This window comes from Pantoea sp. C2G6 (assembly GCF_051336815.1).
Taxonomy (GTDB): domain Bacteria; phylum Pseudomonadota; class Gammaproteobacteria; order Enterobacterales; family Enterobacteriaceae; genus Pantoea.
The window spans coordinates 1-13,659 of record NZ_JBGMNJ010000011.1 but is presented as its reverse complement, the minus strand read 5'-3'; the positions used below and the strand labels follow the sequence as shown (position 1 = coordinate 13,659).

Sequence of the window (13,659 nt, the reverse complement as noted above, 5' to 3'; positions counted from 1 at the left end):
TCACTCAGTATCTGCCTGAATCAAAACAGACAGAATAGCGATTAGCGCAGCAACCTGGCAGGTAGCAGATGGCGTCTGGCAAAAGAATAAGCAGTGCCGAACACAGAGAAATAAACCAGAATTTTCACCAGAGGTTTTCTCACCTATCATTATGAAATAAAAAATATTTTCTGAAATTTTCATCATGAAAATACCATGATAAAACACTTTTTTTCAGCGTGATTTCATCTGAACGAAAAGCGCTTCATTGTAGTGCGAGCGGCAAAGCATCAACTATGAAGATAGCCAGCTATATGTTCCGATTTCAGCGGTGATTGCGCCTCAGCTTTGTAACAGCAATTCCCCGCCCGGATGCGACCATCCTTCTATCCTCTTGCATAATCCCTTCTCTTCCCGCTTTCACCTTGAGTAAAAAATCCAGGTTTTTGTCTTTTTCCTGAAAAATTGGCAGGTAATGGCTTTTTGTGTAGTATGCCAAAAACATTAATGCAGAGGGGCTTATGAAGCGTGACTATGGTGGGGTGCTGGAGATGGCAACGCGAGCCAACTCCATGCTGCATGGACTGAGTAATCATATCGAACAGCAGCGTCAGGAATTTAACCAGACCGGTTTTTATCAGACTTTCTCGCGTAATGCTGTCGCCAACATGCCTTTACTGAGTAAACATGCGGTGGTCGCCGCTATTGGTGATATGGAAGCGTCAGGGTATCAGTTTGGTAAAAAACAGACCGGCAGCACCTCGCAATACGCTTTAACTATCCAGAACGTGGTCGATATTTATCAGCACCGGAAAGTGCCCAAATATCGTGACCGGCACGAAGGCCCCTTTGTGGTATTCGTTGTCAGCCTGAAGGGCGGCGTTTCTAAAACGGTCAGCACCGTGACGCTGGCACATGGTATGCGGGCCCACCCTTCCATGCTCTATAACGATCTGCGGATTCTGGTTATTGACCTCGACCCGCAGGCTTCAAGCACCATGTTCCTCAGCCATACCAACAGCGTGGGTTCCGTGCTGGAGACAGCTGCACAGGCAATGCTTAACGATCTGGATGCCGATCAGCTGCGTGAGCAGTTTATCAAGCCAACCGTGATGCCCGGCGTAGATGTGATCCCGGCCTCTATCGACGATGGCTTTGTCGCCAGCGACTGGGAAGAGCTGGTTGCTCAGCATCTGCCTGGCGTTGCCCCCTCCGAAGTGCTGCGCCGTAATGTGATCGATCGGCTGGCGGGCGATTACGACTTCATCTTCCTGGATACCGGCCCGCATCTGGATTCCTTTATGCTGAATGCCATTGCCGCCAGTGATGTGCTGCTGACGCCGACGCCTCCGGCGCAGGTGGATTTCCATTCCACCATGAAATATCTGACACGCCTGCCGGAGATGCTGGAGCGCATAGAAGCGGAAGGCGTTGAGCCACGTCTCAAAGCTAATATCGGCTTTATGTCAAAGATGACCTCCAAGCACGATCACCTCACATCACAAAGCTACGCGCGCGAAGTGTTTACCAAATCGATGCTGGACTGCGGCTTACCGCGGCTGGATGGGTTTGAGCGCTGCGGCGAGTCGTTTGACACCGTGATCAGCGCCAACCCCTCTTCTTATCCTGGCAGCGCAGATGCCCTGCGAAAAGCCAAGTATGAAGCAGAGCAGTTCTCCAGGGCAGTGTTTGATCGCATCGAATATATCAGGAGCACCCTGTGAGCAAACCGATACAGCGCATCGGGCGTAAATTTGGCGATTCCGCTATCGCCAGCATGATCGACAGCAGCAGCCAGTCACGCACTTTTACCCTGAAGTCGGGCGCTAAGGCGACCTTTGTGCGCCAGCTGATCCCGCATGACGATATTGAAACCCGCACCAGCGTTGACCCGAAGATTAACGGACGTGACCAGAGCACGCTGACGCCAGAGTCACTCCAGGAGATCACCCGCACCATTACGTTACAGCAGTTTTTCCCGGCTATCGGACGTGTTACCGGCGATCGGATTGAGATCATGGATGGCTCGCGCCGCCGCGCCGCCTGCATTCTCTCGGGTGCCAGCCTGGAAGTACTGGTGACCGCCGATGAGCTGAGCATCAGCGATGCGCGTCAGCTGGCGGCGGATATTCAGACCGCTAAAGAGCACAATCTGCGTGAGTTAGGACTGCGCTTCAGGCTGATGAACGAAAACGGCATGAGCAAATCAGAGATCGCCAAAGCGGAGGGGATCTCTAATGCTAAAGTCTCCCGCGCATTCCAGGCGGCGGCGGTGCCCGCTGAGTTTATCGAACTCTTTCCGGTGGTTTCAGAGCTGACCCTCCAGGATTATCAGTTGCTGCTCGATGTCTGGGAGGAGGCCAAAGCGGAGGCGCTGGAGGTTTCTGAACTGGTTACTCAGATTCAGGAAAAACTGAGCGCGGATGCTTTACCGCCGGACATCAATGCGGATGAGAAAAAGACGGCGATCCTCAACGGATTCAAAAATGCCCGGCGTCAGTTAAAAACACCAGCGCCAGCCAGCAAAACCGTCACAGAGAAACTGGCGAGCTTTACCACAGCCAACACCTATGCGCGGCGTAAAACCAACAATGAGAAGCGCACCGTACAGTATGAGTTCAGCCGGTTGCCAAAAGAGATCACCGAAAAAATTGATCTGGCGATTAAGCAGATACTCGCTGACATGTCGTAGTCATCAGTACGTCCTCCCTGTTGACTCCTTCCTCAGACCGGCCTCGCGCCGGTTTTTTTCTGCTAAGGATCATCACTTTCCCCGGCGCACGCCTGCTCGCTGTGCAGCAGAGGGGCTCTTAAATATGCAGCTTTAAGCGACTGGGTTGACTCAAAAAATTCTCGCACCACGCTTAAAGCCAGTTCATTACTGGCGTGCCAGTCAGCGTTGTGATCACTGCCGCAGCCTGCGCTTAGCAATCTCACACCTCAACAGCCAGAAGACTCCTCGGCAAATCCTCTCTCAAAGCCGGTTTTGCGAACTGTCTCACATTCACTAAACCGCTTTAGCCATTTTCATTGCGCAGTGAAATTACCCCTGGCTATGATCGCCGCCTAAATCGGTTTAGCAGGTTTTTTGCTCTGAATCGCCCGGTTAATGGCCATCTGCTCAGCAACCATTTTAGCCGGTTCAACGTGGCGCAGGTTACGAGCGCGGAGTGACCACAGACCGGCTGAATCAGACTTTTGCAGCCAGCAAGGGGCAGGCTGATGCCGGTAACGGGGGACACGCCGGGCAGAGAGCAGAACCGGATGCTGATGAGGTACCCCCGGATTCAGAAGCGAGTGGTCCGCCGGGATAAAATCAAAATGAGACTGAGGTGAATATGGACTATGTACAAATCTCCCGGGCGTTACTGCCTTTGCTGGGTGGCAAAGAGAACATTGCCAGCGCCGCGCACTGCGCCACCCGGCTGCGGCTGGTGCTGGCGGATGATGAAAAGGCGGACACCGCCGCGATTGGCCGCATCGAGGGAGTTAAAGGCTGTTTCCGCAATGCGGGTCAGCTACAGGTTATTTTCGGCACCGGCGTGGTGAACAAGGTCTACGCCGCCTTTATCGCCGAAGCGGGCATTAGCGAATCGAGTAAATCTGAAGCGGCGAATATCGCCGCGCGCAAGCTCAATCCTTTTCAGCGTATCGCCCGGCTGTTATCCAATATCTTTGTGCCGATCATTCCGGCTATTGTCGCGTCAGGTCTGCTGATGGGCCTGCTGGGGATGGTGAAAACCTACGGCTGGGTCAACCCGGAAAATGCGCTCTACATCATGCTGGATATGTGCAGTTCGGCGGCCTTTATTATTCTGCCCATCCTGATTGGTTTCACCGCAGCCCGCGAGTTTGGCGGTAATCCGTTTCTTGGCGCGACGCTGGGCGGTATTCTGACCCACCCGGCGCTGACCAACGCCTGGGGCGTAGCGGCCGGTTTCCACACCATGAATTTCTTCGGCATCGAAGTGGCGATGATCGGTTATCAGGGGACGGTATTCCCGGTTCTGCTGGCGGTATGGTTTATGAGTCTGCTGGAAAAGCAGCTGCGGCGGGTTATCCCGGATGCGCTGGATCTGATCCTGACCCCGTTCCTGACGGTGATTATCTCCGGCTTTATCGCGCTGCTGATTATTGGCCCGGCCGGACGCCTGCTGGGTGACGGCATCTCCTTTATCCTCAGCACGCTGATTGCCCACGCGGGCTGGCTGGCGGGCCTGGTGTTCGGAGGGCTCTATTCGGTGATTGTCATTACCGGCGTCCATCACAGTTTCCACGCCATCGAAGCCGGGCTGCTGGGCAATCCCGCGATTGGCGTTAACTTCCTGTTGCCTGTCTGGGCAATGGCCAACGTCGCGCAGGGCGGCGCCTGCCTGGCCGTCTGGTTTAAAACCCGCGACCCGAAGATCAAGGCCATTTCACTGCCTTCCGCTTTCTCGGCGCTGCTGGGTATTACTGAAGCGGCGATCTTTGGTATCAATCTGCGTTTTATGAAGCCATTTATTGCCGGCGTGGTGGGCGGGGCGCTGGGCGGTGCCTGGGTGGTGTCGGTGCATGTCTATATGACGGCGGTCGGGCTGACCGGACTGCCCGGTATGGCGATTGTCCAGGCCGGTTCCCTGCTTAACTATCTCATCGGTATCGCCATCGCGTTCACTACCGCTTTTGTGATGGCTTACCTGCTTAAATATAAAACGGAGGCGGAATAATGGCCTCAGCCACACGCCTGACCGCTATCCTGCAAGCGGTGATGCAGGGGATGCCCGCCGCGCTGAACGATCGCCACTATCCCGGCTGGCATCTGGCTCCGGTTACCGGGCTGCTTAACGATCCGAATGGCTTCATCCACTTCGGCGGTGATTACCATCTCTTTTACCAGTGGAATGCGCTGGGCTGTGAGCATAAGCATAAATGCTGGGGGCACTGGCGCTCGGCCGATCTGCTGCACTGGCACCACCAGCCAATCGCCCTGATGCCCGATGAGGATTATGACCGTAGCGGCTGCTACTCCGGCAGTGCGGTCGATGACAACGACGTGCTGACGCTGATCTACACCGGCAACGTAAAGTATGACGATGGCTCGCGCACCGCGTGGCAGTGTCTGGCCCGGCAGAACCCGCAGGGCGGCTTTGACAAGCTGGGACCGGTGATTGCGCTGCCGGCGGGTTACACCGGCCACGTGCGCGATCCTAAAGTGTGGCGGCACGACAACGCCTGGTACATGGTGCTGGCGGCGCAGACTCAGCAGCGGCAGGGCAGGGTGCTGTTACTGCGCAGTGACAACCTGCGGGAGTGGCAGAACCTCGGGGAGATCGCGGGCAGCGGGCTCGGTGGCCTCGGCGCGGCTGGCTATATGTGGGAATGCCCGGATATGTTCAGGCTCGGCGACCACGTTTATCTGATCTGCTGTCCGCAGGGCGTGGCACCGGAAGAGAAGCGCTATCTGAACAGCCACGCCTGCGCATGGCTGAGTGGCTCACTCGACTATCAGCGTGCCGAATACCGGCACGGCCCGCTGAATGAACTGGATGCCGGGTTTGAATTTTACGCGCCGCAAACCACGCTCACCGCCGACGGACGGCGTCTGCTGGTCGGCTGGATGGGCACCCCGGACGGTGAAGAGATGGCGCAGCCGACCGTTGCGCAGCGCTGGATCCACCAGATGACCTGCCTGCGTGAGTTAAGCTCCCGCAACGGCCGGCTCTGCCAGCAACCGATCGCCGAACTTCAGGCGCTGCGCGAAACGGAACAACACTATCAGGGGCGTGCCGATGACGCACCGCCTCTCTCCGCGCAGCGGCTGGAGCTGGAACTGACCTGTCAGGGCGGGATTGAGCTGGATTTCGCCGGTACGCTGATCCTGACCTGGCAGCAGAGTGAGCTGCGGCTTGCCCGACGCAGCCTGGTGTCGGGGGAGTGGACTTACCGTTACTGGAGCGGCACAGTCAGCCACTTACAGATCCTGTGCGACCACTCCAGCGTCGAGATTTTTATCAACAGCGGGGAAGGGGTGATGAGCAGTCGCTATTTTCCTCCCCATCCGGCGACGCTGACCCTGCGCGGGCGCGCAGAACTGGAGGCCCGCTACTGGTCGTTACGTCGCTGCATGGTAGAATAAGCCCTTGTTTCCGCAACCGATGCCCTGCCGTGAGAAAAACCAAACGCATTACCATCAGTGACATCGCCGGACTGGCTGGCGTCTCGAAAGCCACCGCCAGCCTGGTACTCAACGGCCGTGGCGAAGAGCTGAGGGTGGCGAAGGAGACGCGCGAGCGAGTGCTTGCCCTTGCCCGAGCGCATCACTATCAGCCCAGCATCCATGCCCGGATGCTGCATGATACCCGCAGCCATACGCTGGGGCTGGTAGTGCCGGAAATGACCAACCACGGTTTTGCCGCCTTTTCTCACGCGCTGGAAAAGCTCTGCCGCGCTTCAGGTTTACAGCTTCTGATCTCCTGTACCGACGAAAATGCGGAGCAGGAGATGGCGGTGGTCCACAACTTGGTAGCCCGTCAGGTCGACGGGCTGATTGTGGCGTCCAGCATGCTGAGCGACAGCGACTACGTCAGCCTTAGTGAGCAGTTGCCGGTGCTGCTGTTTGATCGCCGTATGAGTCCTACCCGATTACCGTGGGTGATCACCGACTCGGTCACTCCCACCGCTCAGCTGGTTGAAAAGCTGGCGCGCTCGCGGCCGGAGGAGATCTACTTCATGGGGGGACAGCCTGAGCTGTCGCCGACCCGGGATCGCCTGGCGGGATTTATGCAGGGTCTGGCGCAGGCGGGCGTCACGTCGCGTCCCGAGTGGATTATTCAGGGCTGCTATCATCCCGGCAGTGGCTATGAGATGTTCGCCGCGCTGTGCGACCGGCTGGGGCGGCCGCCGAAAGCGCTGTTCACCGCTGCCTGTGGTCTGCTGGAGGGGGTTTTACGCTATATCAGCGAGCATCACCTGCTGACCAGCGACATCCGTATCGCCAGTTTTGATGACCACTATCTTTATGATTCACTCTCAATAGCGATCGACACGGTCGAGCAGAATGTGCCCGAACTGGCGCAGGCCTGTTTTGCCCTGCTGACCACGATGATCCGTGGCGAAGACCCGGCTGACAGCCAGCTGCTGCTGCCCGCCAGGCTGCGACTGCGCAGTTAACGCTCCGATGACCCGCAATCAATCAGCGCTTCTCGCCTGGCGATCATCCATCCCGCGTCAGGACATTTTCTGCAATGCGAAAGGGATCAGCCCCGCTTCGCTTCAGGCCTGCGTTCGATGCGGGAAAGGCTGGCGACCAGCCGCTTTTTATCGTTCTCACTGAGCTGAGGCGCGGTAAGCTGCGCGATCATAAGGGCATTGTCGGCCGCCTGTAAGGGGGCCGACTGGAGACGCTGGCTGATGGCGCTCATCAGCTGACTGTCCAGCCGCACTATCTGTTGCCGGGTCTCGGTAAGATCGCTGACGGGCTGGGCGTTATCGGGCGCAGAGAGCCAGTCAGCCCGGTAGCGGTATTGAATCGCCTTACTGGCATCCATCAGAGCATGAACGAACGGCTCCACGGAATGGGGTTCAAGCCCGGCCTGCTGCGCATTTTGCAGCATGTTTTCCAGCACCACCTGTTCGCGCGGCAGATCTTCAATAGGGAGATGATGCTGCGCTTTATAACCTGCCACCGCTTTCATGATCAGCATGCGTTGATTCAGCAGCGTGGAAAGTTGTTCGGGCGAAGCGGAAGGGAGTGAACCTGCAAAAGCGTGACTGCACATCAACAGGGAAGAGAAAAATATAGCCATAACATAGTGCATTTGCCTGCTCCATGAGTAAAAACGGGCTCTTATTTACGCATGAAAAGATACCGCTTAGTGATTATTTTGTTTTCTGGATGTAAATGTCGGCAGAGGTCAATGGATTATCTGTAGGTCCTTAATTATGTATCACTTTTCTTTTTTTAACCTTCACACAACCTTCATCCGGGCATGCCATTCTGTCCGGCTGGTCAGCCGCACTATAAGAGGAGTGAATAAGGTCTGAGCCTGAAGCCGCGCTTCTGCGAGGCAATGGCGCAGGACAGCTGAGCATTCAGATGGCGCATCGGGCGGCGCGTAAATCGGCGGGGGTGAAAAACTGATATTTCAGCACACAGCGCCGCTGCGCATTCTGCGCGGTCCGCACTGACGGAATATTGCCCGGCAGTATGGTGCCGGTCAGCAGCGTCTGATCGCCATATTGCTGATAAAGCTGGTACAGCAGATGCTGCTGGGCCTGCGCCGCCAGCCCACGCCCCTGATATGCGGGCAGGATCACCTCATCCATAATCTGAAATCCGTCAATAAACGCCACCTGTCGCCGGACACAAATCATCAGACCCGCCAGCACGCCCTGCCAGACAATCAGGAAAACATCGCCGCGGGCAATATCATCACGTAATTCTCGTCGGCTGGTTGCCAGTAACTGGTGCCTGAGCTGCGGCAGCGCGCGCCAGCTGGCCCGGTAGGCGTGCTCGACGGCCGTCATACAGGCGGCATAGTCCTGGCGCATCGCGGGTTGCAGCGACAGATCCGGCGCGCGCCCGGCTGAAAGTGAGCCCGGCTGGCTGAGGAAAATCAGCTGATCGGTGCTGCCGCTGGCGGGATGGGCGACGGGCAACAGGGCGCGAAGCTGCCGGGGGCGCAGTGGCCGCCACGCCTGCATGATGGCGCTGGCTACCCGGTGATCCACTGCGCCATTGCGGGCGATAATCTCAATAAAGGGCTGGGCCAGATCGCCACCCAGATAGCGCGGGCCGGTGAGATAGTGATGGCCGTTAATCTTCAGTTCACGTTGCAGAAACGCACGCTGCGGCAGACCGGTTTCACGCCACGGAAAAGAGGCGGAGAAGCCCGGATCGTGGCACCAGTTCTGGTGCTGCGCCAGCCAGCCGGTGAGCCAGTCACTGAGACGATCGGATGAGACCGGCATGTCGCGGTAGAACGACACCATATAATCCAGCATAGGATTTCCGCCTGTTAGTCCACCGTCATAAAGAGTCCCGCCTGCGCCTGCGATCAGCCGAGCCCGCCTGGTTGTCGATGACGCAGCTGAGAGTGTAAACGAACTGCTCTGTTTTTGACCATCCCGGCGTCAGCTGATCAGGTGATTCAGATGCTGGCGCGTGGCACATCACAGCATTGACTCCCGTCACTGGCGCGTGCGGATCGGCCCGGGGGCTGTGCTGACCCCGTCACCCTGAATAAGGATTTGGGTTAACTCTGTTCTCGCAGAACTTAATCAAATTAATTGATGTAATTGTGCTGACTTGCCCAGATATTTAACGGCAAAAATAAAAAGGTGCGGTTTTATGTAAATTAAACGGAATCAGATAATCGGCTACTGATAAATGGATTAAGCTAAAAACGCTATTCGATAATTATAAAAGATCATCCTTTTTTAACATCCGGGGGTTATATGGTTCATATTGATTTATGCACCAAAGATGGCGTGATGAAGGCTTATGCTTTTCAGACGCCGGTGCAGGCGGTGAGTCTGCTTGAGTCGATAAAAGATGATGACTTTCAGTGGTTTAATCTTGACTGGGATGGCCGGCATTTTACCTGTCCCCGTAAGTTCATAAAAAAACTCAGCAGCCGATCTTATATGATGTTGTTCAGACGTTAATTTTCCCGGTCAGACTATTAAAAGAATTAATCAAACGCTAAAGGCGCTGTCAGCCGCAGGCGAGTGAATTAATCATGGCGTATATTTACCTGCGATAAAAATATCGGGGCGACATCAGCCCCGTTATTTTTAATTACCTGAATCACGCCATCTCTGCTGATGGTGGCCAGATCCGAATGCTTCAGCACACAGCGGTGTGGCAGGATAGGGCAGGGCGATACCTCAGCTCTCACTGCGCAGCCGCCAGCTGAGCCATGCATCCAGCGCGGCTTCCGGCTGGGGCCTTGAGTAGAAAAATCCCTGCGCCTGATCGCAGCCGAACTCGGTCAGCGCCGCCACGGTCTCCTCATTCTCCACGCCTTCGGCAAGTACCCTGTAGTCGAGATCTTTCAGCATCGCGATAATGCTGCGGGCAATCACGCGCGAAGCGGTATCTGATGCAATCTCACTGATCAGTGAACGGTCAAGTTTGATCACGTCCAGCGGCATCCGTCGCAGATAACTGATGTTGCTGTAGCCGGTGCCAAAGTCATCCAGTGAAATGGCAAATCCGCGCAGCTTCAGCATCTCCAGACCCTCTATCGCCGCCGGACTCTCCAGAATGCGTTCGGTCTCCAGACACTCAATACCCAGCAGGGAAACCGGCAGCTGCGCCCTGATCATCTTCTCCTCCAGCTCGTCGGCGAAACCGTCGCGGGAGAAGTCGCTGCTGCTGACGTTGATGGTCACGGGCAGCTGAATATAGCTGTTGCGCAGCCGGGAGAGCCGGGCGATGGCGTGCTCTGTAACCCAGGCGGTCAGTTCGCTGAGCAGCCCGGTCTGCTCCGCAAAAGGCAAAAACTGCGCGGGTGAAAGTTCGCCCCGCCGCGGATGGTGCCAGCGGATAAGCGCTTCCAGCCCGACAGGCTTGCCGCTGCGCAGGCAAATCTTGGGCTGATAGGCGAGCCACAGCCCTCTGTTCTGCCGGATAGCCACGGCCAGCTCATGCATCAGAGTGAAATCCTGAGTATGTTGCGTATCGTCGGCTTCGCTGAAGCGCATCGAGGCAACGTTGCGCGTAATGGCCTCATGCAGAGCACTGACCGCGCGCCGCAGGATCTCCTGCGCCGGAAGCGTTCCGTTGATGAAACTGGCCTCGCCGGTATAGGTGGTCAGCGCAACCGATAACCCTTCACCGAGATCCGCGCTGATCCCCGCCAGCTGCTCCGCCACCCAGCCGGCACTCAGCCTGCTCTCCTGACGGATCAGCAGGGCAAAGCGCCCGGTTGCGACGGTGTAGAGTATTTCATCCGGTGCAGGCCGCAGACGCAGCGGCAGCAGCGTCGCGACATCTTTCAGCAGGCTTTCAACCGGACCCATCCCCATCGAACGCGCGAGTTCATAGGCGCGCGGCATATCAATGCAGTCAATCAGCACCAGCCGTCGCCGGGTCGTGTCCCCGGAGAGGGCAAGGAATTGCAGGTCGCGGATCAGACGCTGACGATTGGGCAAACCGGTGACCGGATCGGCAAAGCCCGCCGCATACCAGGCTTCCAGAAATGAGATCACCAGCGCAGCCAGCATTTTCAGCATCGCCAGCCGCTCGGCACTGAAAGAGTGCGGCACGATGTCGGTGACGCACAGCGTGCCCAGCACCACCCCTGCGCTGTTTTTCAGCGGGACACCGGCATAAAAGCGGATGTAGGGCGCGCCAAGGATCAGCGGATGTGTGGCAAAACGGGGATCAAGCCAGGTGTCCGGCACCACGACCGGGCTGTCACTGTCGACGACGTGTCGGCAGAGCGAGTCCTGGCGGGAAGAGCGGGTAAGGGTGAAATTGCGCGCCGCTTTAATATGCTGCTCCTCATCATCCAGCACCGAGATAAAGCTGCCTGGAATACCCAGCGCCTGGCTGGCCAGCCGGACGAACTGACGCAGCACTTCGTCGCGGCTTTCGTCAGGGCTGCGCAGTGCATGCAGGGTTTGCGTCCGGCACTGATGCGGGTCGCTGGGGCTGGTAAACATGAGATCCTCCGTCGCTGCTGGTTGCGTAACGAAATTAAACAGAAAAAATGGATAATAAAGCGTCATCACTACCGGCAATTTTGTAAACAAAATCGCTCTGAATAAGTGATTACGTTGCCTGCACCCGCCCGCATGCGGCCTGAGAACGGTTTTTCTCTGTGTTAATAAAATATTTTATTAATCACGATTTTATTATTTTGTCGTTAATAACTTTTCATTTCCTGATTATGCTGCCAGGATAGTTTGCATAAAAATAGTGCGCTATACAATAACGCACTAAAGTAAGCGGTAAAACTTATTATTTTTCATTTTCACTACACCAGCTATCACACCGGGGAAAACCTCATGAACTCACTCAGGCATTTCACAATTCGCCGCGTCGTCCTGTGGATGATGATCGTCTCACTGGCCGTCGTCGCGCTGGCAGGCGGCTTCAGCAGCCAGGTCGTGCGCGACCTTTTCCGTCACACCGACCGCAATTCCGTACTGACACAGCAGCTCAGCTTTCTGGCTCACAGCGCTATTGTGATGCAGAACGGTAACGCAGCAGAGAAAAGCGCGCTGATCGCGGCCACACCGGACGGTGCTGAGTGGGATGCGTTCCGCACGGCGCTGACCGCCACGCCCGCCAGCTATCCTTCTGCCGCCCAGGCGCGGCTGACGGCGCTGACCCAACAGCTGGCGCAGAGCCAGGCACCGTTGATGGCGGACAGGCGTCAGCTTGAAGGCACATTTTTAGCGGCGTTGCTGGCGGCGGTCGCACTGCTGCTGTTCTGCGATCGCTATCTGGTGATGCATCTGGTGCGGCCGGTGGCAAAGATCCGCGCGCATTTAAACGTTATCGCGGGCGGCGATCTGACCCGGGAGCCGGAAGATCTGGGACGCAACTGCGTGGGTCAACTGGTGCCGCTGGTGAAAGAGATGCAGCACAGCCTGTTGCAGACGGTCGAAGCCATCCGCGATAACGCAGCTACGCTCCACCGTGAAGCGGGCGACATCGCCGCGGGCAATGCCGATCTCTCCGATCGTACCTCCACCCAGGCTGCGGCGCTGGAGCAGACCGCCGCCAGCATGGAAGAGATCACCGTCACCGTTCGCCACAATGCGCAGAATGCCCGCGAGGCGCGCGAACTGGCGGCTTCGACGGCGGGTACCACCCAGCAGGGTGTTGAGCTGGTCCGGTCGGTGGTGGCGGCGATCGCCAGCATTGCCCAGGGGTCAGAAAAAATCCGCCAGTTCACTGCGACGATCAACGGCATCGCTTTCCAGACCAATATTCTGGCGCTGAACGCCGCTGTCGAGGCGGCCCGTGCGGGTGAGCAGGGACGCGGATTTGCGGTGGTCGCCAGCGAGGTCCGTTCGCTGGCGCAGCGCAGTGCCGCCGCGTCTAAAGAGATTGAAGAGCTGATTACTGACACCGTGGCGCGCGTCAGTGACGGACGCCAGGCCGCGGACAGTGCCGGAACTACTATGGAAGCGGTACTGCGCGGCGTCGGCAGCGTGAATGAACTGATCGGCCAGATCGCACTGGCGTCGGATGAGCAGAGCAAGGGCATTGCCCAGGTCACGCTGGCCGTTGCCGAACTTGACCGGGTTACGCAGCAGAATGCGTCCCTGGTCCAGCAGGTCTCAGCCACGGCCGGCAGTCTCAGCGGACAGACCGAGACGCTGGGCAGCGTGATCACCCGCTTTACGCTGCCAGCCGTTCCGGCTGTGCCAGCGCAGAAAACAGCCGCACCCGTCGCCCACAAGGGCAGCTGGGTCGCCTTCGGTCAGGCATAACCGGTGAGAGGCCGGGAACGCTGGCTCCCCGGCCTCTGATGATAAAGCCTGGCACCACCAAGCAGGCTGGCGATATTTATCGGGTTATGAGTTTTAGTACGCCCTGCCGGAAACAGCACGCTTCCGGCGCGGTAATAGATTGTCTGAACGATCGCCCGCTATAAATGAATTGTCAGCAGTCCGGCAATGATTCGCGCATGACATTGGGTTTAACGCGAAATCATTGTCGTTTTTTTTACGCTTTAA

9 protein-coding genes are annotated in these 13,659 nt (G+C 57.1%); 6 read left to right on the top strand and 3 right to left on the bottom strand.

Going from position 1 to position 13,659, the window contains the following annotated elements:
• The first annotated feature begins 500 nt into the window (after window positions 1-500).
• The 5 genes from ACCW71_RS14695 (at window position 501) to ACCW71_RS14675 (ending at window position 7,131) form a co-directional block, all read left to right on the top strand.
• A complete protein-coding gene (locus ACCW71_RS14695) occupies window positions 501-1,703 on the top strand; it encodes an AAA family ATPase (RefSeq protein ID WP_436372547.1) in 1,203 nt (400 codons plus the stop codon).
• Window positions 1,700-2,671, top strand: a complete 972-nt coding sequence (locus ACCW71_RS14690) for a ParB family protein (protein WP_436372544.1) — start codon at window positions 1,700-1,702, stop codon at window positions 2,669-2,671. Before ACCW71_RS14695 ends, ACCW71_RS14690 begins: the two co-directional genes overlap by 4 nt.
• A 646-nt stretch (window positions 2,672-3,317) precedes the next feature.
• Window positions 3,318-4,688, top strand: a complete 1,371-nt coding sequence (locus ACCW71_RS14685; protein ID WP_436372542.1) for a sucrose-specific PTS transporter subunit IIBC — start codon at window positions 3,318-3,320, stop codon at window positions 4,686-4,688.
• Window positions 4,688-6,097 (top strand): sucrose-6-phosphate hydrolase, encoded by a 1,410-nt coding sequence (locus ACCW71_RS14680; RefSeq protein WP_436372540.1) that lies wholly within the window; start codon window positions 4,688-4,690, stop codon window positions 6,095-6,097. Before ACCW71_RS14685 ends, ACCW71_RS14680 begins: the two co-directional genes overlap by 1 nt.
• A 29-nt stretch (window positions 6,098-6,126) precedes the next feature.
• On the top strand, window positions 6,127-7,131 hold the full coding sequence (locus ACCW71_RS14675) for a substrate-binding domain-containing protein (RefSeq protein ID WP_436372537.1): 1,005 nt from the start codon (window positions 6,127-6,129) through the stop codon (window positions 7,129-7,131).
• A gap of 86 nt (window positions 7,132-7,217) precedes the next feature.
• Here the strand turns inward: ACCW71_RS14675 and ACCW71_RS14670 are convergent, their stop codons facing one another.
• The 3 genes from ACCW71_RS14670 to ACCW71_RS14660 all read right to left on the bottom strand — a co-directional run bounded on the left by ACCW71_RS14670 (window position 7,218) and on the right by ACCW71_RS14660 (window position 11,631).
• Complete coding sequence (locus ACCW71_RS14670; protein WP_436372536.1) at window positions 7,218-7,778, bottom strand: chorismate mutase; 561 nt, start codon at window positions 7,776-7,778, stop codon at window positions 7,218-7,220.
• A gap of 274 nt (window positions 7,779-8,052) precedes the next feature.
• On the bottom strand, window positions 8,053-8,964 hold the full coding sequence (locus tag ACCW71_RS14665; RefSeq protein WP_436372533.1) for an N-acetyltransferase: 912 nt from the start codon (window positions 8,962-8,964) through the stop codon (window positions 8,053-8,055).
• Window positions 8,965-9,849: 885 nt separating this feature from the next.
• Complete coding sequence (locus ACCW71_RS14660) at window positions 9,850-11,631, bottom strand: EAL domain-containing protein (RefSeq protein ID WP_436372532.1); 1,782 nt, start codon at window positions 11,629-11,631, stop codon at window positions 9,850-9,852.
• A 345-nt stretch (window positions 11,632-11,976) separates the two neighbouring features.
• Between ACCW71_RS14660 and ACCW71_RS14655 the strand changes: the two genes are divergently transcribed.
• On the top strand, window positions 11,977-13,413 hold the full coding sequence (locus tag ACCW71_RS14655; RefSeq protein WP_436372529.1) for a methyl-accepting chemotaxis protein: 1,437 nt from the start codon (window positions 11,977-11,979) through the stop codon (window positions 13,411-13,413).
• The last annotated feature ends 246 nt before the right edge of the window (window positions 13,414-13,659 follow it).

Coding starts and splice junctions, on each gene's coding strand:
- ACCW71_RS14695 (WP_436372547.1), top strand. CDS start 501: ATGAAGCGTGACTATGGTGGGGTGCTGGAGATGGCAACGCGAGCCAAC.
- ACCW71_RS14685 (WP_436372542.1), top strand. CDS start 3,318: ATGGACTATGTACAAATCTCCCGGGCGTTACTGCCTTTGCTGGGTGGC.
- ACCW71_RS14680 (WP_436372540.1), top strand. CDS start 4,688: ATGGCCTCAGCCACACGCCTGACCGCTATCCTGCAAGCGGTGATGCAG.
- ACCW71_RS14670 (WP_436372536.1), bottom strand. CDS start 7,778: ATGCACTATGTTATGGCTATATTTTTCTCTTCCCTGTTGATGTGCAGT.
- ACCW71_RS14665 (WP_436372533.1), bottom strand. CDS start 8,964: ATGCTGGATTATATGGTGTCGTTCTACCGCGACATGCCGGTCTCATCC.
- ACCW71_RS14660 (WP_436372532.1), bottom strand. CDS start 11,631: ATGTTTACCAGCCCCAGCGACCCGCATCAGTGCCGGACGCAAACCCTG.
- ACCW71_RS14655 (WP_436372529.1), top strand. CDS start 11,977: ATGAACTCACTCAGGCATTTCACAATTCGCCGCGTCGTCCTGTGGATG.